19 protein-coding genes and 2 pseudogenes are annotated in these 22,887 nt (G+C 58.6%); 9 read left to right on the plus strand and 12 right to left on the minus strand.

Annotated features, from left to right (window positions below; genetic code table 11):
* Positions 1-107: 107 nt before the first annotated feature.
* Positions 108-263: pseudogene (locus ACM1PE_RS15110) on the plus strand (IS5/IS1182 family transposase); the annotation flags it as partial.
* A 286-nt stretch (positions 264-549) separates the two neighbouring features.
* Here ACM1PE_RS15110 and ACM1PE_RS15115 read toward each other — a convergent pair.
* From ACM1PE_RS15115 to ACM1PE_RS15125, 3 genes are all read right to left on the minus strand, one after another.
* Positions 550-2,382 carry an ATP-binding protein gene (locus ACM1PE_RS15115; RefSeq protein ID WP_419343701.1) on the minus strand — a complete coding sequence of 611 codons (1,833 nt, stop codon included), beginning with the start codon at positions 2,380-2,382 and terminating at the stop codon, positions 550-552.
* A 297-nt stretch (positions 2,383-2,679) separates the two neighbouring features.
* Complete coding sequence (locus tag ACM1PE_RS15120) at positions 2,680-6,012, minus strand: metallophosphoesterase (protein ID WP_419343702.1); 3,333 nt, start codon at positions 6,010-6,012, stop codon at positions 2,680-2,682.
* A gap of 153 nt (positions 6,013-6,165) precedes the next feature.
* The gene (locus tag ACM1PE_RS15125) at positions 6,166-7,251 is read right to left on the minus strand and encodes a type I restriction endonuclease (RefSeq protein ID WP_419343703.1); all 1,086 of its coding nucleotides are present in this window, start codon (positions 7,249-7,251) and stop codon (positions 6,166-6,168) included.
* 387 nt (positions 7,252-7,638) lie between these two features.
* Here ACM1PE_RS15125 and ACM1PE_RS15130 point away from each other — a divergent pair, with 387 nt between their 5' ends.
* Positions 7,639-7,968, plus strand: coding sequence for a transcription initiation protein (locus ACM1PE_RS15130; protein ID WP_419343704.1), 330 nt, complete (start codon positions 7,639-7,641; stop codon positions 7,966-7,968).
* Between the two features lie 83 nt (positions 7,969-8,051).
* Here the strand turns inward: ACM1PE_RS15130 and ACM1PE_RS15135 are convergent, their stop codons facing one another.
* The 3 genes from ACM1PE_RS15135 to ACM1PE_RS15145 form a co-directional block, all read right to left on the minus strand.
* Complete coding sequence (locus ACM1PE_RS15135; RefSeq protein ID WP_419343705.1) at positions 8,052-8,852, minus strand: hypothetical protein; 801 nt, start codon at positions 8,850-8,852, stop codon at positions 8,052-8,054.
* A gap of 98 nt (positions 8,853-8,950) precedes the next feature.
* Positions 8,951-9,931, minus strand: a complete 981-nt coding sequence (locus ACM1PE_RS15140; protein WP_059373272.1) for a tripartite tricarboxylate transporter substrate binding protein — start codon at positions 9,929-9,931, stop codon at positions 8,951-8,953.
* Between the two features lie 113 nt (positions 9,932-10,044).
* Positions 10,045-10,971 carry a LysR family transcriptional regulator gene (locus ACM1PE_RS15145; protein WP_059373274.1) on the minus strand — a complete coding sequence of 309 codons (927 nt, stop codon included), beginning with the start codon at positions 10,969-10,971 and terminating at the stop codon, positions 10,045-10,047.
* Between the two features lie 92 nt (positions 10,972-11,063).
* On the opposite strand from ACM1PE_RS15145, the gene ACM1PE_RS15150 reads away from it, so the two are divergent.
* Together ACM1PE_RS15150 and ACM1PE_RS15155 are read left to right on the plus strand one after the other, a co-directional pair.
* A complete protein-coding gene (locus ACM1PE_RS15150; protein ID WP_419343706.1) occupies positions 11,064-13,331 on the plus strand; it encodes a DUF3604 domain-containing protein in 2,268 nt (755 codons plus the stop codon).
* A 153-nt stretch (positions 13,332-13,484) separates the two neighbouring features.
* Complete coding sequence (locus ACM1PE_RS15155) at positions 13,485-14,399, plus strand: hypothetical protein (protein ID WP_419343707.1); 915 nt, start codon at positions 13,485-13,487, stop codon at positions 14,397-14,399.
* Positions 14,400-14,520: 121 nt separating this feature from the next.
* Here the strand turns inward: ACM1PE_RS15155 and ACM1PE_RS15160 are convergent, their stop codons facing one another.
* Positions 14,521-15,138 (minus strand): cysteine hydrolase family protein, encoded by a 618-nt coding sequence (locus ACM1PE_RS15160; protein ID WP_306637142.1) that lies wholly within the window; start codon positions 15,136-15,138, stop codon positions 14,521-14,523.
* 151 nt (positions 15,139-15,289) lie between these two features.
* On the opposite strand from ACM1PE_RS15160, the gene ACM1PE_RS15165 reads away from it, so the two are divergent.
* From ACM1PE_RS15165 to ACM1PE_RS15180, 4 genes and pseudogenes are all read left to right on the plus strand, one after another.
* On the plus strand, positions 15,290-16,240 hold the full coding sequence (locus ACM1PE_RS15165; RefSeq protein ID WP_419343708.1) for a GlxA family transcriptional regulator: 951 nt from the start codon (positions 15,290-15,292) through the stop codon (positions 16,238-16,240).
* A 133-nt stretch (positions 16,241-16,373) separates the two neighbouring features.
* Positions 16,374-16,667 (plus strand): annotated as a pseudogene (locus ACM1PE_RS15170) (MarR family winged helix-turn-helix transcriptional regulator); the annotation flags it as partial.
* 63 nt (positions 16,668-16,730) lie between these two features.
* Positions 16,731-17,297 carry a GNAT family N-acetyltransferase gene (locus ACM1PE_RS15175; protein WP_419343840.1) on the plus strand — a complete coding sequence of 189 codons (567 nt, stop codon included), beginning with the start codon at positions 16,731-16,733 and terminating at the stop codon, positions 17,295-17,297.
* Positions 17,298-17,357: 60 nt separating this feature from the next.
* On the plus strand, positions 17,358-18,254 hold the full coding sequence (locus tag ACM1PE_RS15180) for a DMT family transporter (RefSeq protein ID WP_419343709.1): 897 nt from the start codon (positions 17,358-17,360) through the stop codon (positions 18,252-18,254).
* A 24-nt stretch (positions 18,255-18,278) separates the two neighbouring features.
* Here the strand turns inward: ACM1PE_RS15180 and ACM1PE_RS15185 are convergent, their stop codons facing one another.
* The 3 genes from ACM1PE_RS15185 to ACM1PE_RS15195 all read right to left on the minus strand — a co-directional run bounded on the left by ACM1PE_RS15185 (position 18,279) and on the right by ACM1PE_RS15195 (position 20,142).
* On the minus strand, positions 18,279-18,851 hold the full coding sequence (locus ACM1PE_RS15185) for an HD domain-containing protein (protein ID WP_419343710.1): 573 nt from the start codon (positions 18,849-18,851) through the stop codon (positions 18,279-18,281).
* A 28-nt stretch (positions 18,852-18,879) separates the two neighbouring features.
* Positions 18,880-19,524 (minus strand): hypothetical protein, encoded by a 645-nt coding sequence (locus tag ACM1PE_RS15190; RefSeq protein ID WP_059373295.1) that lies wholly within the window; start codon positions 19,522-19,524, stop codon positions 18,880-18,882.
* Positions 19,525-19,770: 246 nt separating this feature from the next.
* Positions 19,771-20,142 carry a hypothetical protein gene (locus ACM1PE_RS15195; protein WP_280016267.1) on the minus strand — a complete coding sequence of 124 codons (372 nt, stop codon included), beginning with the start codon at positions 20,140-20,142 and terminating at the stop codon, positions 19,771-19,773.
* 173 nt (positions 20,143-20,315) lie between these two features.
* On the opposite strand from ACM1PE_RS15195, the gene ACM1PE_RS15200 reads away from it, so the two are divergent.
* Positions 20,316-20,822, plus strand: coding sequence for a hypothetical protein (locus tag ACM1PE_RS15200; protein WP_419343711.1), 507 nt, complete (start codon positions 20,316-20,318; stop codon positions 20,820-20,822).
* A gap of 14 nt (positions 20,823-20,836) precedes the next feature.
* Here the strand turns inward: ACM1PE_RS15200 and ACM1PE_RS15205 are convergent, their stop codons facing one another.
* Both ACM1PE_RS15205 and ACM1PE_RS15210 read right to left on the minus strand, forming a co-directional pair.
* A complete protein-coding gene (locus tag ACM1PE_RS15205) occupies positions 20,837-21,562 on the minus strand; it encodes a hypothetical protein (protein WP_419343712.1) in 726 nt (241 codons plus the stop codon).
* A gap of 96 nt (positions 21,563-21,658) precedes the next feature.
* Positions 21,659-22,651, minus strand: coding sequence for a DUF4917 family protein (locus ACM1PE_RS15210; RefSeq protein ID WP_118932135.1), 993 nt, complete (start codon positions 22,649-22,651; stop codon positions 21,659-21,661).
* Between the last annotated feature and the right edge of the window lie 236 nt (positions 22,652-22,887).

Genomic DNA, 22,887 nt, shown 5'->3' on the forward strand with positions numbered 1-22,887 from the left:
TTTTATATTAAAGCGAGGCGACTAAATTACCGACTCTGTCGGCATCAATTAATGATTTCAGACTATAATTTCGGAAGGGAAATTGTAGTCTGACATTATTATTTCGAAAACATTGGATCGGCTACACCCACTTCCTTACTCGTCGCTTGGGCAATGTGAACACGGAAATGAGCTTGAATGTGCTGGCCTACAACCTCAAGCGGGTAATGCAAGTCCTGGGCTCCACGCAGACGATGAAAGCGATGCGATCGATGGGCGGCTGAGCCCTTCATGTGCATCAATGATGCGCCTCATGCCCTATCCGACCCGTTCAAACGGTCCTGAATAAGCCTAGCGTCGAAAAATCGAAGGGAAGACCGCTCAAGTTGGTGCGGTCCAGTCGATTGAGCTGTGGCTTTCAGCACGACAGGCGTTTCCACACAACCTCGACCCACAGCGGTCCGTGCTTCCCCGAAGAAGCGGACCTTCTGGCGCGTGAACTAGCCAAATTCACCGCTTTGTCGCTGTCCGCCACTAAGGAGCTGTTCGTTGTCAACGAAAAGTGGACTTTTAACGCTGCATACGAACACTGAGACGACGCCCAGCGAGTTCAATGCTCTGCAGAGACGCAAGCAGTTCCTTGAAGGTTCCCGAAATAGGTTGTACTGTCACGAAAGCATAGCCACGATTGGCCCCAGGATGCTGGATGCTATCAGGTAAATCGACCGACAGGACTGAGCAATATTTTTCCAGCAAAGCGACAACGTCCTCCTTTTTGGATCTGTATGAAATATTGCTGAGATAGAGCTTTGCTTCATTGGATGTTTCGAGAACTCCGTAATCGTACTCCCTGGCTTCCTCTTTCGCCTTTGACTTCAACTCGGACGGTTTTCCAATGACCTTGAACATTGGGACGGAACGCTTTGGAATTTTTCGCGTCTTTGATATCGCAAACGCCTCTGAGTCGTCCTTCGTGCGAACAACTATGCCGAGTTGTCGCAGTGGCGTGAGGATTTGTCGAACCTGGTCCGTGTCGACGATGCCGAGACGATCGATGATGTCTTGCGTAGAAAACTCCTTGCCTTCGAATCCAAGAGCCAAAACCGCCGTCTGATTCTCGGGAAGCTTAAAGTCTTCGAAGAGCGTCAACCAAAGCTTGACACGAGGATCGTATAATGATCGATGAAATAGAGTGACGACAAAATCGTCGTTGTTGCTCTGAAGATCTGGCTCTGCCAGTGCATTACTACGCATTACGTCAAATATGCGATGGATACCCTCGCCCATTTCCCGAACATAGCCGATCTCACGCAGCACCCTAGCAATCAATGGATTGCGAGACTCATGTGCGCCTTTCAACTTACGGATATCATCCAATGATATGGTTGAGAGTATTCGCCCGGGGCTAAGGATTTCGAGACGGTCCGAAAAGATGCTGATCTCGATGCCTCGTCCCTGGACCGCATAGTTTCGATGAACTATGGCGTTAATAAGCGCTTCACGGCATGCGATTTGCGGGTACAGATAACTCTGCTGAAACTTTGCCTTATCGGTCAATGATGTGTGCATCGTAAGCGCATAACTCAGACGCTCCCACGCAGTCTCGACGAGTTTTACTACGTTGTCCGCTACGATGTCATCTTTCACTACATTGAATGCTTCACCCGAACGTCGTTCCTTACCTGCGATAGTAAAGATTCGGACAAAGCATCCAGGGTGAAATTTCCGGACATCCTTCGCGAAGAGAAGCAATGCCGCGGCTTTTAGCTTCAACCCCGCTGGAGTGAACTCCGCAAGGCCCAAGTGTTGCAGACATTTCTCGGCAGTCACTCCATAAGCAATTTGATTAGAAACTTGCTGGAGCGAAGGTATATCTAGATCTTCAAGGGTGGCAGAACCTTCTACTGCCCGGTCCCATGTCCTCGATGCCAGTTCGAGACGCTCAGCCTGAATCTTCTCAGCACCGACTGGAACTGACTCTAGGTCAAGCCGTTTGAGACACTTGCCGTCTGAGGTCAAGTACGCGAACTCATTGCCTTTTGATATCGAGAAGTAGAGAACCTGCTTTGGGCCTATCGCAACCAAGTTGATTGATGGCTTCGGGAGTGGTGTGTCAGCGTGTACGTGCGTTCGATATGCCTGCTTGAAATGCTCAAGTTCCTGTGGCTCGTGTGCGAGGCCCGTGATTTGGCCATCGTCTTCTATTCCAACAAAAAGTTCTCCACCATCAGCATTAGCGAAGGCAACAAGCGTCTTCGCAATGTCCCCACACACATCCCGAGTGGGCCTTTTCTTCTTAGCTCCTGGCGGCCCTTCTAGGGCACTCTTAAACTCTCGGTAGTGGCTTTCTCCTATGCGAGTTGCAAGTTCAACGCGTTCTTGGAGCAAGAGAGGTTGTTCCATCGAGATTCTTCTGAAAAGAGTTTGGATTGAGGGACATTTTGCCATGCTTTGAGCATTCCGAAATGCTCGATGCGGCTGGCGAACTGCTGCGACGATCGGCGCGTTGATCTATATTCTTGTGGTCAATGTAAGCTAACAACATCACGCAGTCCTTTTACCAAATTTTTGTGCAGTCGTATGACCGCCTAACAACAACTTGTCTAAAGGATGGCTCTTGGCCGAAATCAGACTCGTGCAGACGCCGGCTTTCGACCCGCAGCTGACACTAAACTGATCATGGCTAACGGCTGGCCTGAATCACGGGGATAGCATGCTGAAATCATTCCCCGCGCTGGTAACGTGCTCGCGGGCCCGGAGAAGGAAATAAGCAGTATTTTGATCTGCACTAAGCACGTCGGTCGCAACAATATGTCGAGCCATGCCGATTAATCGGGTGATATATTCCTGTTCGAGCTCGTCATCCCCGTGGAGGCGCCAGATAAATGAGCTATGACGGAATAGGCTTAGCATATTTCGCACGTCCCCTTGGCTCTCGAAGAGGTTCCAAAGAGATCTGTGAGCGCTGGAAAACAACGCATCAAAGCGCTCGCCATAAAAGTATTGGTATGCCTTGATAAGGTTCGTAAGGTCCGCAGTGGATAGAGTGGTTGATTCTGCCATCAACCGGGTGGCGAGGCGGACGATTGCCCGTGCAGCGGTATATAAGTCTCCTCCGGCTTTCGCCGTCTTGTAGACCTCCCGCAATGCATCGTGGGCATCCGTACTCTTGCTACCGATAGTTCTACTGAGCACAAGGTTGTTAGCGACGGTGTTATAGCCCCGCTTTCGGGCCTGAACTTCAAGTTTCAAAAGCTTGGCCGCGCTGTCCTCAGCCTCTCGCATTTCGTGAATGATCGATTCAGCTTGCATCGCGACGCTAGTCTTAGGTGTGAGACCCATCACCTGCCGAGCTACCTCTATTGCAGTTGGGTCTTGTAACGACTGAAGGCATAGGGCGAAATTCAGCAGCAGCTGTGCTTCTTCGTCTTTCGATCGACTGCCCGCATCTACGTCGAGCAATCGCTGAAATAGGGCGCGAGCTTCGTCATGCTCGCCAAGCATGCGTAAACTCTTGGCCAGCATGATCTCTATAGTGTCTCGACGAGTGGCGAAGCCTTCGTTTGGAATGATTGATAAAACATCTCGACAGACGATAGCGCAATTGCGGTAGTTTTTTGCTTTAAGAAGTGCTCCGCAATATATTTCGCATAACCTGAGGACCGGATCAGCCGAGGTGGATGATTCCAAAATCGAGGACGTTCTTAGAAGACGAATTACCAAGAAATGCGGGTTCTGAAGCAGGCTGCCATCATCTGAAATGAGCGTTCCATCAACCTTTCTTAAGCTTGTTGTACCGGATCTCCAGCCATCGCCAAAATACAGAGCAGTTGCCTTTTTCACAAAATTGTCAATCTCGTGCTGAGTCATGCACGAAAGCACATAGTCTCGAACTGGTCGAGGAGATACCAATATCTTTATTTTATCCTCCGCCCCTTCGCTTTGCCTAATCATGGAAGTGGCGGAGCGTACTTGTATCAGATCTCTCTCGAGCAATTCCTCGGCATGGCGTGGAAAAATGGGAGTTGCATGCTCAATGCGTTTTAGTCGTTGTAACGACTCGCCGTGTTGCAGAATGGCCAGCACCTTGAGTAACAGCCATGAGCGCTGTGTATCAGGGTCCGAGGAGTTTGCCAGTTCGCTAACCGCGTTCACAAGCGCCATTGGAATTGTTTCGCTCGACGACGAACTGGTCATTGAAGCGGCCTCCGTTGGCGGGCCGAGTTCTGCGAGGCCGACCACGCGAAGTGTGCCAAGTGCCCGATCGATACGTACCGGTAGCCCATCGGTATGACGGAAAATCTCACTAACGCCTCTCGGAGAGCGTGCTTCTGCTGTACCAAATGGATGAGCAAGCAAATACGTCCGAGTATCCGCCTCGTCCAGCACATCGAGACGTGTGACATCGATCGAATGGACCTTTGGCGCTTGCCTCGCAAGCAGAAAGACGATCGCGCTTGGACAGAAGTCGCGGAGCATCATCCCGATTTTTTCGGCATCGTGTCCAGAAGGATGGCCTGCATGGTTCCCGATACTCGTCGGGGCTTCGTCAAGCAGAATGATGCACGAACCTGCCGATGTTAATGCCTTGCAGAATTCCGGAAAAGAACATCCAACTGTCGTTGCGAAACTAGCAAGGAACTCACTGCGCGTCTTATAATTTCCCAAATCAACGCGATAAATAGATTGATTCTCTCTACCCATACGCTTCGCGACAGACCAGAGAAATCCGTCGCGACCAAGTCCCCAGTCCGCACACACCCAAGCCACTCGTCTCTGTCTCAAGCTCTCCATGCAAGATTGCTGCTGTAATGGGCGGATGGATAGATGTTGTTCTTGCTCGGGAAGAGGATATACAGCGGTTTGTAATAGACTTTGCCACTCAACCAGTGTCTCTTCAACGGACGTTGCTAGGTCTGCAGGTTTCGGCGCTTCGGCAATGACGGCCTGGGAAGCAATGGAGTTGCGCTTCAGGACGATTGGTTGTTCTAAATACTCTTTTCCCGGCAACAAATCAAAGCTGTCAACGTCCGGGACGATCCTGCGATCTCCATTCCGTCGATTGACGCGCCCCTTTCGTGGCCACAACTTAAAAGCGCCGCCCTCTTCATCAAGCCGAATCTGGCCTATGGAGTAGCCATGCTCCCTGCTGGTTTTTCCATCACCCAAGTACTCCATACCAAATAGCGACGAACTCTGGAAGGATCTGCGACCAGAGTCTCCTCCATGGGAGATCGTTGTGAGGTCAGGATCGTGCATATGGCCAAAAAAATGCGACGTAAACCGTCCTACTGGACTAATTTCCGTTTGGAAATGCTGCAAGGCTTCGGACGATAGCCAAGCGGGAGGATGGTGTGTCACCAAGAAGTTGACTTCGTGCCTGCTGCACCATTGCGGAGGATTATGCTCTGTCACCGCGTTCAGTTGCCGTAGGTCGAGTGAAAGCCGGCCCATATGATCCTCGTCCCCCAACTGAAGAAACGAAGAGTTTAGCGAAATGAGGCCAACCTCTATCTTGTCAACAGTTATAGATGCTGACATATCACCCGGTATTCTTCCCGAAACGTGGTTTGGAACCAAAAATCCTTCTCTTGAGAGATCCTTCAACCACGAGGAGTAATTACAAAAAGCATCTTGAACAAGATCAATATATTGATTCTTCTCGCTGGACCAGAACTCCGTAACAACGTCGTGGTCTTGCCCCCACTGCGCGAGAACTTTACGGCATGCGTCGTTTTTGGCTGGACGGACCAAATCGTGATTTCCAGGCGTCGGCAAAAGCACGGGGCTGTGCCCGAGCTTATCGAGAACTTCCCATATCTCGGCCAACTCATTGGAAACAGATCTAAACTCTTCGGCGCTACCGCGTTGCGTGAGGTCGCCCGAAAATATCACCAAGTTTATTGGGGCAGCTTCGCCAGCCAAACGCGTGAGGTCTTCCAAAAAAAGTGCTTTAAAGTTTGGCCATAGCCATTGATAAGACTGCCCTATGTGCAAGTCGCTCAAATGCAACCAAGAGATATTTCGGCTCATATTTTTGAAGTTATTAGCTTCTATTTTTAATGCACATTTGAAACGGTTGTGCTAAAGCCCGCAATAAAGGTGTCAGACTACAAATCCGTGGGCTAGTTGCTGATCTGACATCCTTCTATATAGATAAACGAGACAAGCCGACCATCACCCGCATCAAGCCGTCACATCCGTCCCATAGAAGCTCACAGTTTTTCTAAGCGCATCGGAGAGATTGTAAATTTCGTCAATAGACGAGATGGGATGCCGAGTCTCATTTTTGTTCTCGTCAAAAATTCCCACATACTTCTGCGCACGATTGAAGTGAAGACGACAAATGGGCTTCCTGTTGTTGTCATCCAAAAGTATGCCCATATAACTTTGCGTGTCTCGCTGAACGACGCGTTTGACGTCGACCACGGCTCGGACAATTGCTTTGACCACATGGTAGCCCTCGATTTCCTCAAGCGTCGTGGTAATCGAGTCGTCTGACTTATCTCCGATCTCTTCAGCTTCAGGCGTATCAGCCACTACCGATGCGACCGCATTACTATTCATAGCGGATTTAAGTCGCTCATTGATCTGATCATTCAAGAATTGACCAAGAGCACGTTTCGCTAACGAAGAGAATTGATCTCGAACTCGTTGCGTGATCACGCCCTCATACACTCGCGAAGCAAACAGCTTGACGAAATCTTCTTCAGGGGCAACGAATTGATTGGCGACAATCTTCTTGATCTGACTCAGATACTTAAGCTCTCCGGCAGCGCTGATGACCGATTCCAGATCAAACGCGCCTTTGGTGAGCTTCTTCAGTTCAGGGACGATGTAGTCGTCGATATCAAGTAGATCAAGCTCCAGAAATGGCTTCTGGTCCATCTTGTTGGGCGCATCTAGATCGGTGTAGAACTGATAAACCTGCCCATTCGTCAAAATGGATACTCTCGCGGTCGTGACGTGAAAGTAGCGGAACAGCTGAGAGGCGTGGTTTATGTTCAGCGGATCACCGAACTTCTTGCACTCGATCAAGATCTGGATTTGTGAGTTCTGAAGAATCGCGTAATCGACCTTTTCGCCCTTCTTGGTGCCAACGTCGGCAATGAACTCGGGCGTCACCTCGTTGGGATCGAAGACGTCGTATCCCAATATGTTGTGAATGAACGGCATCACAAACGCATTCTTCGTCGCCTCTTCGGTCTTGATTCCGGGGCCTTGCTGACGAATTTTTTCGGAAAGGCCTCTGAGTTTTTCCATCAACTCCATGCTCTGCTCCAATTTGCGTACGAGCTATCGCTCGCGTTGGTTCACAATCTCGAGAAAGTATCTAAGCGCCCAGTAAAAGTGATCGCGAACAAACCAGTTCGTGACAAATATCTACAGATATTACCTGAACTTTACTTTAGGGGCAGAGCGAGGACGGAGCGCTGGAGCAACACAAAAAGATAGGCCAACCAGAACAAGCAGCGTCTTGTGCCGCCAACACCGCTCAAGCTGTAGTGCGGCTAGTAAGTCTCCAAGACTTGAGGATCCGTCGCCAAGTGAGAAATCATGCTCGGGCTGGTGCCTAAAGGCCCATCCCGTGCTTTACCATTTTCCGTATATTGGTATTGCAGGCAGCCCCGAATCTCATCCACGTTAAGGAGACGATCCATGCCTAAGTTTGTGACGATCGGATATGGCGACCAAGAGGGTTACGATCGCACCCCACAGGCCATCCGAAACGCAGCCCATGCGCACGACGCAAAATTGCAGAAAGACGGGGTATTGATGGGCGTCGCAGGCAAGCCCGTACAAGTGCGCAACCACGAGGCCGCTCTCGTCGAAACAACGCCCGGCTCATTCATGAACTCACCCTTGCCAGTGGCCGGCTTCGCCATCATCGAAGCCGCCGACATGGCCGAAGCTATAGTGATGGTGTCGCAAACGCCCTGTGCCGTCGCGCACGGGGTCGTTGAGGTGTGGCCGCTGGAACAGCCGTAGCGACACCCCTCTCATCCGCACCGTAGATTTATGGCCGCAAGATCAAGGGAATAACAGCCCAGCGCCGATCCCCTACCCCGCGTTCACAAATGCCGATGGCTGCAAACCATAGCCTGCCCGATCAGCCCCTCGATCAGCGCGGCAAGCCCCCAGGCACTTCCATCATCCAGCCATTCCGTCCGAACCATCCGAAACCCCATCGCCAAGCTGTACTGCCAATCCAACTCCAATATCCGGTAATCGCGCCCATTCTCCGCACAATGCCACTGCGCAGCAGGATCCTCGTAAGCCGCCCCAATAAAATCAACATGCGAGTCAAACGGCGGCATGGATTCGAGCAGTTCATCTGACCCCGGCAAACTAGGCTCGGAGAGATTCTCCCCCACCGCCACATGCGGCTCAGGCCCGTCATAGGCCAGCAGCATCAACGGAAAATTCTTGGGATCTGCATCATAAGAAGCTCGCGTATCGTCAGTCAGATAGGCACGAGCCGCCGGCCCCAGGCAGTACTGCGGGCTGCTCCAGTCGCTGCCCTCGTTATCCGCATACCGATCCCCCGGCGTAATACCGTGTTCAGCCAGCAACGCCATGGCCTCTTCCATCGTGTCGTTATGGCGTATCGGTATCTCCGCCGGCAAATACCCCGCCCCCACGTACATCGCGATCACGTCACCCGTGGTGCGCAGGCCCTCTTGATACTGGTACGACCCTTCGTTCAGGCTGGCCAGATCGAAGCTCAGATTCAACAGCGCGCGATACGGAACACCGTCGCCGCGCGGTTCCATCACATATCCGCCTTCCAGCAGTTTGGTTTCCAGCGCCCGCCAATCAGGCGGCGGCAAATGCATGTCGCGGGGGCACAGAAACTGGTGGTGTTCAGACATGGGCGGGACTCACTCTGCTGAGGTGGTTGGGGCCGGCGAATTGTAGGCTGGCGCCCCGCGCATTTCCCCAAGGCAGAGGAATCAGGCAACGCAAACACTTAATCCACCTTCGCCCCCGACCGCTGCACCAGCGGCACCCATTTGGCGATATCCGCCTGGATAAATGCCGCCAGTCCGCTGGGCGGCCCGTCGTGGAAGATTTCATACCCCAAGGCCTGCAGCCGCTGGCGCTGTTCTGCGCTATCCATGACTTTGCGTGCCGCGGCGTTGAGTTTCGCCACGACGTCCGGCGGCGTGCCGGCGGGGGCCATCAGGCCGAGGTCGACGGTGATCACATAGCCCGACACGCCCTCTTCCATCATGGTCGGCACGTCTGGCAGCAAGGGGGATCGGGCCTCGCCGGTGACCGCCAACGCGCGCAGCTTGCCTTCCTTGACCAGGCCGGACACGCTGGGCGTGTTGTAGAAGGCGAAGGCGACCTCATGCGCCATGACGGCGGCCACGCCTTGCGGGGCGCCACGGTAGGGGATGTGCGCGGCCTGGGTGCCAGTGATCGACAGCAGCAGTTCGGCCGAGAGGTGGTGCGTGGTGCCGTTGCCGCCGGACGAGTACATCAGCTTGCCCGGTTGGGCTTTCAAGGCCGAGACCAGTTCGGGCACGGAGCGGTACGGGCTGTCGGACGGCACGACCAGCACATTGGAGCCGCCCGCCAGATAGGCGACCGGCACGAAGTCCTTGGTCGGATCGTAGGACAGCTTCGAGAACAGCCCCAGGTTGATGGCCCAGGTGTTGTTGGAGCCCAGCACCAGCGTATAGCCGTCGGGCGAGGCCTTGGCGACGTAGCTCATGGCGATCTGGCCGCCTCCGCCGGGCTTGTTCTCGACGACGACCGTTTGCCCCAGTTGCTGGCTAAGGCCGGGCTGGATCGAGCGCGCCAGGATATCGGCCGTGCTGCCCGCCGCCAGCGGCACGACCAGCGTGATGGGACGATCCGGAAACGGCGCCGCCTCGGCTGGCGTCGCGGCAAACGACGCACAGGCCAGTACAGCCCCCAGTAGAACCCCTTGTAGTGTTTTCATGATGCCTCCGCGCTGGCGCGAGCAATGGAAACCATGCGGGCTTGCATGATGCCGAGCAGCGTATCGGAGGAGGCAACCCCGAAAAATAGGCGGGGTGCTATAGCGTCATGCCATCACGGCATGGCGGCGTCGCGGCGCAGCCGTTGGGAGACCGAGCGGACCACGGCGACGAAGGCCTGGGCCGCAGGAGACAAAGGGTAGTTGGCCAGGCGCGCGATGGAGATCGGCCATTCCAGCGCCGGGTTGCGCAAGGCGATGCCCTTGATGCCGGCGGGCATCTGCCCGCGCGCGATCTGCGGCAGCATGGCCACGCCCATGCCGGCCTGTATCAGACCGATGGCCGTGGACAGCAGGACGACGCGCTGTTCGACGCGCGGATAGATGTTCGCGGCGATCAAGCGGCGGCTGATGTTGAGCCAGGCGGGCGCTTCGGGATTCAGCTGGATGCAGGGCAATTCGGCCAGCACCTTGGCGTCGACCTGGTCCAGCCTGGCCAGGGGATGATCCATGCGCGCGAAGAGCGCGACGCCGCTGTCCGAAAGCTGTTCCACCATGATGCGGGAGTCGTCGTCCTGCATGACCGCGCCCAGGCCGACATCGGCCTCGTGCGAGAGCAGGCGCGTGCGGATTTGCTGCACCATGCAGTCGACGACGATCAGGTCCAGTTGGGGGTGGCGCTGGCGGAACTCCATCAGGATATGCGGCAACAAGGTGGCCGCGCTGACGTGGCCCACGGCGACCATGACTTTGCCGCGCTTCAGGTCGGAGTGTTCGCGGCATTCCTGGATGGAACTGTCGATGGCCAGGATAGCGCGCCGCGCCGCGTCGACCATGGCCTGGCCGTCGCGCGTCAAGGAGACCTCGCGGCCGCGCACCACCAGCGGCTGGCCGACTTCGGCCTCCAAGCGGCGGATCAAGTGGCTGACCGAGGGTTGCGACAGGCCCAGGCGTTCGCCGGCGGCCGTGAAGCTGGCCGTTTCACCGATAGCGACCAGCGCGCGCAGCTGGCGCAGGGAGACGGACTCGATCGGCTCGGTCATGTAGCGACATCATGATGGAATAGTTTGCATACTATAGCTATATGGATGTGCGGTCCCTAAGATGGGATTTCCCTAACCCGCCAGGAACCGCAATGCCCCACTCTTCCTACGCCGCCGACCGCATGGGATCGGCCATCGTCGAACCTACCGGCCGCTTCGAAGCGGGCAGCTTCGCGTCGTTCACGCTGACGTACACCGCAGGCTATTTCGGCATCGACGACACCGGGTCGATCAAGATCGTGCACCGTTTCGCCAGCGACATGGGCAAGCCGCAGTTCGATCAGCCGGACGGCTGGAACTACACCACGGTCGAGGCTTCCAACGGCGCGGTGTTGCAGGTCGAGTACGACGGCAAGCGCAACATCCGGCCCTGGGACAAGACGCTATTCATCCGGGTGGTGCGCGGCTACCTGGAGGAAGGCGATCGCATCGTGGTGCGCTTCGGCGATACGCGGCAGGGCTCGCCCGGCATGCGGGTGCAGACGTTCAGCGAGCCTACGTTCGAATTCAAGGTGCTGGTGGACGCCTTCGCCACCTACAACTACACCGAGCTCCAGCACTCGCCCACCATCGCCGTGGTGGCCGGGCCGCCGGTCGCCTACAAGGCCATCCTGCCCAGCCAGGCGGTCGCGGGCGAGCCCTTCAGCCTGGGTTTCAAGGGCGAGGACAAATGGGGCAACCCCAGCGATCAGGTAGCGGGCGAGTTCACCCTGCGCAGCAGCCTGCCGCTGCGCGGCCTGCCCGCCACGTTCACTATGCGCGAGGGCGAGTTTGCCGCGCGGCTTGAGGGATTGGTGGCCGAGGCGCCCGGCGAGCTGCGCATCGAGGTGCTGCGCAACGGCCTGCCCGTGGCGCAAAGCACGCCCTGCTGCATCGTCGCGGCTGGCGGCGGCACGCGTGGGCACTACTGGGCCGACCTGCACGGGCAGTCCGAGGAAACCATAGGCACCAATTCCGCCGAGGACCTGATCCTGTTCGCGCGCGACCGCGCCTTTCTGGACGTCATGAGCCATCAGGGCAATGACTTCCAGATCACCACGCCGTTCTGGGAACAGTTGAATAAGCTGACCGCGCAATACAACCAGGATGGATCGTTCATCATCTTCCCCGGCTATGAATGGTCGGGCAACACCGGCTTGGGCGGCGACCGCAACGTGCTGTACCTGAAGGAAGGCCGCCCCATTCATCGTTCCTCGCACGCGCTGATCGACGACCTGTCGGACCTGGCGCTGGACGCCAACGATGCCGATGCGCTCTTCGACGCGTTGAAGGACGAGGATGTGGTGGTGTTCGCGCACATCGGCGGCCGCTACGCCGACATTACGCGGTCCCATGACGCGCGGCTGGAGCGCTCCATCGAGATCCACTCCGACTGGGGCACCTTCGAATGGCTGCTGGAGGATGCCTTCCGGCTGGGCTACCGCGTGGGCATCCTGGCCAACAGCGACGGGCACAAGGGCCGGCATGGCGCCAGCCATCCGGGCGCATCGTTGTTTGGCGCATATGGCGGCCTGAGCTGTCTGATTGCCGACCAGCTGACGCGCCAGTCGATCGCCGAATGCCTGCGCCAGCGCCGCCACTACGCCACCACCGGATGCCGCGCCTACCTGGACGTGCAAGCGCATTTCGATAGCCCGGCGCAGCGCTATTCCGATGATCCCAAGCTGGGCGCGCCGGTCACGCGCGAGCCCGTCACGCAGGCCGATATGGGCGCCATCCTGTCGTACGACGGCGACTCGCTGGAGCTGTCCTTCGAGGTCCTGACCCATGGCGCCATCGAGCGCGTGGAAGTCCGCAACCGCATGGACGTGGTGCAGACGCTGTACCCCTACGACGAGGCCGCGCTGGGCAGCCGGATCCGTATCGTCTGGGAAGGATCCGAGTATCGCGGCCGCGGCCGCCAGACGGTCTGGGACGGTAGCGCCACCCTGGAGGGCAACACCTTCGTCGATCCGCTGCCCATCAATTTCTGGAACCTGGACAAGACCTTGACGCAACCTCGCCCCGACATGCTGAGCTGGCGCTCGCTGACCACCGGCGGCTACAGCGGCATCGATGTGCGGCTGAGCAATCCGCGCGCCGGCGTGCTGAAAATCGACACGCCGGTGGTGCGTACCGAGATCCCCGTCGACCAGATTGGACTGGAGCCGGTCGTCGTGGAAAACGGCGGCATCCGGCGCCGGCTTCAAGTCTATCGCCTACCTGACGAGAATCCGGTGCAACGGATGCAGGCGCGGGTGCGCGTGCCGCTGCACACAGACTCCGACAATGCGGTGTACCTGCGCATCACGACCGAGGACGGCTTCTTCATCTATTCCAGCCCGATCTACGTGGAGCGGACCGGGTCCGGGCCCAAATAAGGTGGTCGGCCGCTAGGCGCCGGGGCGCCTGGATGGGCTCCTCGGACCTCTGGCATCGTGCTTTTGGATGGCTAGCCGCATCGGATCCTCGTTGCTACGCTGGCTACCAGCATTCGCCAGAAACGCTCGGTCCAATCATCTCCACCCAAGAATATGCTCAAGCGCCTGAAGGGTAATACCCCTTTTGTTCGGCTATTGCGGCTGTCGGCGCAAGGGACGGCGAGCCGCCATTGGTTGCCATTATTCTTGGTCTCGGTCCTATTGGCCGGCTGTGCCGCCCGTCCTCCTGGCGCCTATCCGATGTACACGCCCGCGCCACTCAAGCCTTTCGCCACCGTCCCCGAAGGCAATGACCGCCTTGTCGCCGAACGGACGGCGTATCAAGACCGCGCGGACCGGGCGCAGCTAGCCTTGTATGAACAGAGCGACTGGACGTTGGCAGGCGTGGTCGTCGGCGTCACGGGCGGCTTGATTGGAAACGTGGCGACCACGGCTACCGGCGCCGGCATTGCGGCAGGTGCGAGTCAATTGGGTGCGCGGTATCACCTGGAGGCTCAGCGCGGCCTTTTCGATACGGCGGCGAAGAAGGCGGGCTGTGTGGTCACGGTGACGTACGCCTTGCAGAACAGCGCCCCATCGGAGTTGAGCGACGAGCTCAACAAGCTACCCATCCTGGTGCGATCCATGAATTTCGCGTCGATGGAGATTCAATCGCAGCTGCGCCAGAATCTCAACGCGCTGACACCTGCTCCCATCGATGCCGCTGCCGTACTGGCTGCGTACAACGGCTATTACAAAATGCAGGGTACGCCGCTAAAAGGTTCAGCCGTGACTGTCCTGGGCAAAACCATTCCAGATTACGCAGCAGCTGAACGGCTCGCCAAGGAGGTAAAGCTGGCCCTCCTGGATATCGACTCATGCGTAAAGACGGGGTCTCCGGTAGTCCCTGCTTCAGTGGCAGCCGCCCTGGCTACCGCCGATACCGCAGCGCCGCTGGCGCCAACCGATCCGATCATCGATTCGCTGCTGAATCCCCCTAAACGCGAGGGCTCCCAGCCCAGCCGGTAAGCAAGGCACCGTGAACACCAGAGATGAAGCAGGCCGACGCCATGTGCCCGAACGCGCGCTCACAGGCAAGATGCCGATGGACTCGCACCAGACCGGCTGACCTACCCGGCCCCTTATCCTCTCAAGCCAACGGCAGCTCCAGCACCTGCTTCGTCGTCATGATGTCGCCGAAGGTGTCATCGATGCTCGCCAGCGCCGCACGATGCAGCATCGCGTGCGGCAACGCAGCCTGCTCCCCCGCACCCGTATCCAGGTCGCGCGTGGCGCAGGCATCAGCCGCCACGATCACCTGATACCCCAGCGGCACCGCGTCCCGGGCAGCGCCTGCAACGCAGGCGTGGGTCATCAGGCCGGTGATCAGCAGCGTGCGCACGCCCGCCGCCTTCAGGCGCTGGTCGATGTCAGTGCTGGGGAACACGCTGACCGTCGATTTGCGCAGCACCGTATGGCCCGCCGCGGGCTGCAGGTCGGGATGGAACTCGATGCCGGCGCTGCCGTCGGCGAAGACCGGGCTGCCGGCCGGCGTGGCGTGTTGGATATGGAAGACCGGAATGCCATGCCGATCGGCATGGGCGACGAGCTTAGCCGCGTTGCGCAGGGCCGCCGGACCTTCGGGAATGGGCAGCCTGCCGCTGAAGTATTCATTCTGGAAGTCGATCACCAGCAAGGCGGTGCTGGCCGGGTCGATGGACTGCGGGGCGGTGGCGCCGGCGATGGCGCGGATGGTCGGGTGGTTCATCTTAGGTCCTTGATCTGTAGGCGTTTAGTGTGCCGTTCACGCACGAGGGCGAACGGCATCAAGAATGCGCCATCGGGTTTGAACCCGAAAGTGGCCCAAATACCAATAAATGATAGGATCGGGCCAAATCCGCATTCCTGCCCATTGCGCCATGCATACCATCGCCGTCGTCGCCTTCGCGGGCATCAGTTCCTTCCACCTGTCCGTGCCCTGCATGGTGTTCGGCGACGACCTGGCCCGGCTGGGCGTACCGCGCTATCGCCTGCTGGTATGCGGCGAAGCTGTCGGGCCGGTCGCGACCATGTCGGGTTTCGATATCCATGTGCCGCACGATTATTCGGCCCTGGCCGAGGCCGACACGGTGATCGTGCCCGCCTGGCGCGATCCGGACGAGCGCCCGCCGGAAACCATGTTGCAGGCCCTGCGCGATGCGCATGCGCGCGGCGCGCGCGTCATCGGCCTGTGCCTGGGCGCCTTTGTGCTGGCCGAGGCGGGTTTGCTCGACGGCCGACCGGCTTCAACGCACTGGGTCTGGAGTGACGACTTCGCCCGCAAGTACCCGCAGATCCGGCTCGACCGCAAGGCCTTGTACGTGGACGACGGCGACATCATGACCTCGGCCGGCACCGCTGCCGCCATCGATTGCTGCCTGCATCTGCTGCGTTGCGACCATGGCGCGGAGTTGGCGAACCGGGTGGCCCGCCGCATGGTGATGGCGCCACATCGCGATGGCGGGCAGGCGCAGTACATCGAACGGCCGCTCACGCGCGAGGACGGCGGCGATCCGATAAGCGTGGCCATGGAATGGGCCATCGAGCATTTGCAGGAGCCGCTGGGGCTGGACCGCCTGGCCAACGAGGCCGGGCTGAGCCGCCGCAATTTCACGCGGCGCTTCAAGCTGAAGACGGGCACGACCGTGACGCAGTGGGTGCTGAACCACAGGCTGGCCGCCGCGCAGCGGCTGCTGGAGACGGGCGGGCTGTCGGTGGACCGGGTGGCCGAGGCCACGGGGTTCGGGTCGACGGTGTCGCTGCGGCAGCATTTCACGGCGGCGTTCTCGGTGTCGCCTGCGGGGTATCGGAAGCAGTTCCGGCAGCGGTAATGGCGGCCCTTCCCGTGCCGCGCGCCGGATAGCGCCGGCCTATCGGAATGATCGCCATCGAACAGAAAAAGATCTTCCAATACTTGCCTAAAGCAAATAATAATATGCCTTAAGCAAGTAATTGGAACTTCCCATGACAGAGCAATCGCTCTACGACCGCGCCGAAGCGGTCCGGTACTTCAACCGCTTCTACACCCGCCAGATCGGGGTGCTGCACGAGCATCTGCTGGCCAGCGAGTTCTCGCTGACCGAAGTCCGCATTCTCTACGAGCTGGCTCACCGGCCGGCGCTCAGCACCTCGGACCTGTGCCGGGAGCTGAATCTGGACGCGGGGTATGTCAGCCGCGTGATCTCGGGCTTCGAAAAGAAAGGTTTGATCGGCAAGACGCGCTCGGCGGCCGATGCACGCGTGGGTTTGCTGGAACTGACGGACGCGGGCCGGGCGGCGTTTGCGCCGCTCAATGAAGCGTCGCGCAACGAGATCATCGCCATCCTCAAACAGCTATCGGAGCCGGCGCAAGCGCAGCTGGTCAATGCCATGAACGAAATCCAGAACCTGCTCGGCGACAAAGCCCCCCTGCCCTACGTGCTGCGCGATCCGCGGCCGGGCGACATGGGGCTGGTAGTGGCGAACCAGGCGAGGGTCTATGCCCAGGAATTCGGCTGGAACTCGGAGTACGAGGCGCTGGTGGCCGAGATCGTGGCGAAGTTCATCCGGGAATTCGACCGCGAGCGAGAGCGCTGCTGGATCGCCGAGAAGGACGGCAAGATGGTGGGCTCGGTCTTCGTGGTGCGGCAGGACGAAACCACGGCGAAGCTGCGCCTGTTGTACGTGGACGGCGCCGCGCGCGGGCTGGGCATAGGGCATCGGCTGGTGGACGAGTGTCTGCGTTTTGCGCGGCAGGCCGGCTACCAGCGCATGGTGTTGTGGACCAACAGCGTGCTGACGGATGCGCGCCGGATCTATGAAAAGGCCGGTTTCGAGCTGGTCGAGGAAGAACAGCATCACAGCTTCGGCAAGGATCTGGTGGGCCAGTATTGGGCGCGGGATCTGTAGGAAGCGCAATGCGTCCCAGCAACCAGATGAAATCCGTGCTTGCGGACAGGCGCGGCTCCGATGAGTGAACGCGCCCAGGCCATTTGCGCCGCCGCGATCACGGGCGCGCTGGTGGGGGCCGCAATGGTCTCGACACGCGCAGTGTCGAACGACGTGTCACCGGAGACCTTGGCTTTCCTGCGTTATGCCATCGGGGCGCTCATGCTTGCCGCGCCCATGCTGCGGCGATGGTCGGTACGGTTTACGGCCAAGGATTTCTGCGCGGTGGCGGGCCTGGGCATACTGCAATTCGCGATGCTGATATTGCTGTTGAACTACGCGCTGGCCCGCCTGCCGGCCGCCACGTGCGCGCTGGTGTTTTCCACGCTGCCGCTGGTGACGCTGTGCCTGGCGATTGCCACGGGACGCGAACGGTTCAGCTGGCCGCGGCTGATCGGCGCGGGCGTGGCGGTCTCGGGGATTGCACTATTGCTGCAACCTTCTGCCGCCGCGGTGGGCAGCGCCGCGGATGGCTGGGCTTGGGCCGCATTGTTGGGCGCGACGTTTATCGGCGCGGCTTGCAGTCTTTTATATCGTCCGTACCTGCGTCGCTATCCATCCATGTATGTCAGCGTGGTGGCGATGCTTGTCTCGGTCTTGTTCCTGGCAGGCGTCTGCCTGGCGCGAAGCGCGCCATTGCTGCCCAGCCTGTCGGGCTTTCAGTGGGCGAATGTGGTGTTCATCGGACTATCCAGCGCGGTGGGCTATTTCTGCCTGCTGTGGGCGCTGAGCCGCCTGGAGGCAAGCCGGGTCATGTCGTTTCAGGCGCTGGCACCGATCACGGCCGTGTTGATCGAGCTATTGAGTGGCTCGTATCCGTTGACCTGGCGCCTGACAGGGGCTTTTGTTCTGGTCCTGTCCGGCGTCTGGTTCGGCACGCACGAACGGCGCGCAAGCGCACCCGCAAGCGCCGCTTGAGCGGCCTCCGGGCCGCCAAACCGTTCAGGCCTCTGGATTGATCCGGGCGCGTGTTTTCTCGTCCAGGACGCTGCGCACCAGCGCAAACAAGGGATCCGCGTCGGTATGCTTCTGGCCGTAGGTCAGATTGAACCCATAATCAAAATCCGGCGGATTCAAACCCTGCGAGTGCTGCAAGATCGTCTCCAGCTTGTCCAGGGCCTTGACGGCCTTGGCTTCCGGTGTGGCGGCATCCTCATATTCCTGCCAAAGCGCCATGATTCCTGCGCGCTGCTTCTCGTCCAGGGACCGCGTCAGATGCAGCAGGTCGGCTTTCTCCTGCTCGCTCTTGTCCGGGTGCTGGTGCTTCTCGATGGCCGGCACGTCGCCGTGTATGGCCTCGCCCAGATCGTGTAGCACGCACAGCTTCAGGACCTTGAGCATGTCCAGGCCGGCCAACTCGTCCTCAAAGGCCATGGCCATCAGGCACAAGCGCCAGCTGTGTTCAGCCGTGCTTTCCGGGCGGCCCGTGGACGTGAATCCGCTACGCAGCACGCTCTTGAGTTTTTCGGCTTCCTGCAGAAAGGCCAGCCGGCCTTTGATTTTGTCGATGTCCATGCTCAATCTCAACCCATTGCGGCGCGGCCTAGCGGCAAGGTTCCTTCGGCAGATCGAACCCGACCTTGACGCTGGTCGCGGCCACATTCCTGAAGGCGGCCTCGGCCACATCGTTGTAGCGGGCGTCGCAATTGAATTTGTTGTTGAGCAGGTAATCCTGGCCTTCGGCCTTTTCCATCTGCGAGGCCCATCTTTCGGCTGCATCCAGCGCCTCGTCTCCGGCCTGCACAAAGCCCAGCATGACCTCCATGCCGCCGGCTGCGCGCGGCGCGGTCCAGCTTGCGTAGACCCAGGGATCGGCGGCATTGCCGCAGTCCGTCAGGCAATCGGCCGTATAGGTCAGGTCCGGGCCAAAGGCGGCGGGGGTGAGTTTCTGCCCTGGCTTGGGCGCATATTCGCCAATGAAACTGGCGAGGTCGGGCTGGCAGGCTTCGGACGCATCCATGCTCAGCGCCGATACCTTGCCCGACTTGATCGTCGCGGTGATCAGGCAGCCCTGCACCTCGAACACGCGATCATCGCCGTAGGACTCCTGCGGCGCGCCGGTTATCGATTCGAAATGCGCCTGGCTCTTGCCCAGCATTTTTCCGTTGAAGACGTCCTGCACCGTGGCGGCCTGCGCAATGTTGCCGCCGGCCATCAGCAGCCCTATGGCCAAAACTCTGAAATGCATACTGGATCAGGCTCCGTCGAATATGGGTCTTGCGGCTGGCAAACCACGCGCGCAAACGGCGCGTATTCAAACACAAATGGCACGGCACGAATGGGCAAAAAATCGGCAATCCATGGGCATATGCCTGCGGATAATCCGAATTCACTGGAAGCTGTGGATTCAAGCAGTAACAACTGCCCCGACGGGGCAACAAGTTATCACGTTTACGACACGGCCCCGGCAGATCGCGGTATGACCGGCCTCCGACTAGCTCTTGGGCGCGAATATCACCTTGACCGGCGCGCCCTGCTTGATCGTGCTGGCCCAAGGGCCATTCTTCGGCTCGAACGCGGGATGCCAGGCCCTGAGTTCCGTATCGGAAATCCATTCAAGCTGCAGTTGCTCATCAGGCGTATACGACCGGAACTGTGTCAGCGCCACGATGAACGCATTGCACTTTTCCGATACGCCTGCCTCGACCACGGATACCTGGGTCTGCTCGTCCCAGGTCAGGGACCCGCGCTGCGGACACTTGCGGACCTCGACGTGATATTTCCCGTCAGGCGAAGGCAGATCGGCGATGATTTTGTCGGGACCGCAAGCCGTCAGCAGCATGGACGACAGCAATACCAGTGGCATGCTTTTTTTCATTGAAGAGCCTTCTGACTGTCAAGGAGGTCGAGCCGTGAAAACCAGCGCATGATACCTTGCGACACACCGTTGAAGCCTGAAGAGCTCCAGCACGGAGGACCTACGAACATGCATTTGCAATATTGCAATCAGAAATTTGCCCTTATGCCCTGGAGGCTCGCATGCCGATAGCCCTGGCCGATCTGGAGCAAGGCGTCATGGAGCGGTTGCGCGCGCAGCCTGCGTTCGCGGGCTGGAAGAAAAAGGGCAAGCGTTGCCTGTGGCGAGCCTGCGGCGAATTGCAGCAAGGCGTGGAACTGATCCGCTACAAGGGTTCGTTCGACAACGCGCAGCACGTGTCCTTGGGCGTCTACGTGTCCTTTCCGTATGAAAAGGAATGGCCGGTCTACGTGCCGGCCGAGGTATGGAACAAGGGGTGCATGTACCGCCGCGCTTATTTGAAACCGGGAGAGGGGCTGGTCCAGGAACCCACCCTGGGCAGCGGCGCTGTGCTCAAGATCAGCGATGCGCAAGACATGGAAGACTGGCTGTCGACCTTGGCGACGGATGTTGAAAACCATCTTGCGCCCTGGTTTCAGCGGTATCAGACGCTGGAGGAGGCATCGTACGAGTATCGAATTCCATCCTGGCGTCTGATTGCGGCAGGCATCAAACCGGAAGCTGTTTGAACCCAACCCAAAGGTCACCTGCCCCCAAAATCCGCCGCCGGAATCTGTTGGGCATCCTCATATCCGCCGCCCTGCCCGGTGAATTCGAATCCGATGGTGGTGTAGCGCAGCCTGCCGGCGTCCACCGACGACGGCCCCTGGGTCAGGGAAAAGTCCTTGGTCCTGTAGAACTTCCTGCTCATCAAGTCTTGGAACGCCAGGTAGTAATCGCCCGGCGCAACATTGACGATCGAGAATTGTTGGTTGGGTCCTACATAGACATGCCTGCTGCTGAACTGGACGCCCCGTGCGCTGCTGACCAGCTTCACAAAGAATGCGTTGCCTGTTTTTTGATTGACCAGGTTGACGACCGAACCACCGAAATCCCGCGACTCATATCCGTTGACGTATCCTGCTCCGGTCGGCCACGTTGCCCCGTTCGGCGCTTTGGGTACGCTGAGCGCCTGCTCCTGCCTCTGAGGGGTACCCATTGCAGCAGGTGCTGGTGGCGTTTGCGCAATCGCGGCGTTGACTGCGGGATTGGCCGGCGCCGACGCGTTCGATGTATCCGGTTTGTTGCCGCTCGAAAGAAACAGGAAACCGGCTAGCACTGCGGCTCCCAATATGCCCGGCCCCACGATTTTCACATCCCGATTGCCGCAGTTCGGACACTTCAGCGAACGGCTGTTGCCCCTTGGATACCAGGTGTGGCCGCATTCGCGGCACGCATTCTGAGGTCGCTTGGTCTTTCTTGCCGCCATACGTACTCCTTGGACAGAAACTTGCCGCGCAGGCTCCTGTCTGCTGCCAGCAACGCAATACCGGACCGATCAATGGGAGCCGATCGGGTTGAAGGTTTAGGGGTTGTGCCAGGCGCCGTCGCTATCTGAATGGAAGAACCGCACGTCCTTGACGCCTATATCCGTAAGCGCTTTGTGCGCGTGGTCGCAATACGTCTGCATGCCTTCGTGGACAGACACGGCGACGCGATCGGGCGCTGCCGCGGCGATCTGATTGAGGATGTGCCCTTCCTGCTTGGCGATGCCCCAGCCATAGATGACGAGGGACTTTCCGACCTCGCTCAAGGGGCCGTTGTAAACGCTGCGCAAGTAATGCGACTTCTGGATGGCGTCCAACTTCTGGTCGGACGTGCCGTCGCACACGAACAGCGGCACGCGGCCGCCCGAGCGCCACTCTTCGAAGATCAGATCAAGCAAGCCCTGCGGTCCGGCTACGAGCTTGTGTTCTTCGAAGGACGGCGTCACTCCCAGCACGATGTTGCCGTGCGGGTAGCAATAGATCGTTGGATTATCGACAGATCCGTAGGATTGCCGATACATCGCCCAGTTATCCGCGAAGGCGTTCTTGTTGAAGCCGTCCTTGAAGTGATAGCGGCTGCCCAGCGCTTCATTGCCCAATTGCGCTGCCCAGTAGACGATGAGGTCGTAGTTCAATGAAACGACTGTGCGGAACCGCCGCATGAACTTGTAGATCGGTTCCAGGTGGGGTCTGGCCTCCTCGTAGGAAACATGTACTTTCCGGACCGTTTGAATGAGCGCCTTGCGTACCGCGGCATAGGCTTCGTCCACCTCTTTCACGGCGATACCCAGGGCGGCATTCACTTGCTTTGCTTGCCAGAGCCGCCGGAGCACGAATTCAAAATCATCGGTCTCAAAGCGCTCGAATACATCCTGCGCCTTGGCGTCGATAAAGCTGTGCACCTGCGCGGCTTCGAACAAGCCCGTGTATCCGAACTCGCCGCTGACGGCGACGCTCGCTCCGTTGCCGACGAGCAAGGTGTCGGAGAAGTCATTTTCGAGGTCCTGCCAATTGAAGATCTTGTGAGCCATGTTGCAGCCTTATCCCTGGTGATTGGGGCGACGCGGGGTATTGGCTGAAGACCACACCGTCCGGCGCCGCCTTGCGCGCCAAACTTGGTCTTGGCTACAAGGCGCTGCGGGCGATGACACGATGCCTGTTCAGCCTCGGCGAAAATACATTTTGAAACCTATGTTCGTATACTGTCATTTTTGGCGAGGCGTTCAACTCTGAAACTAAGGCAGCTTGTGCCCCTTCTTTCCCAGGC

The sequence above is a fragment of the Achromobacter sp. PD1 genome (assembly GCF_048541815.1).
In the GTDB taxonomy this organism is placed as follows: Bacteria; Pseudomonadota; Gammaproteobacteria; order Burkholderiales; family Burkholderiaceae_B; genus Achromobacter; species Achromobacter bronchisepticus_A.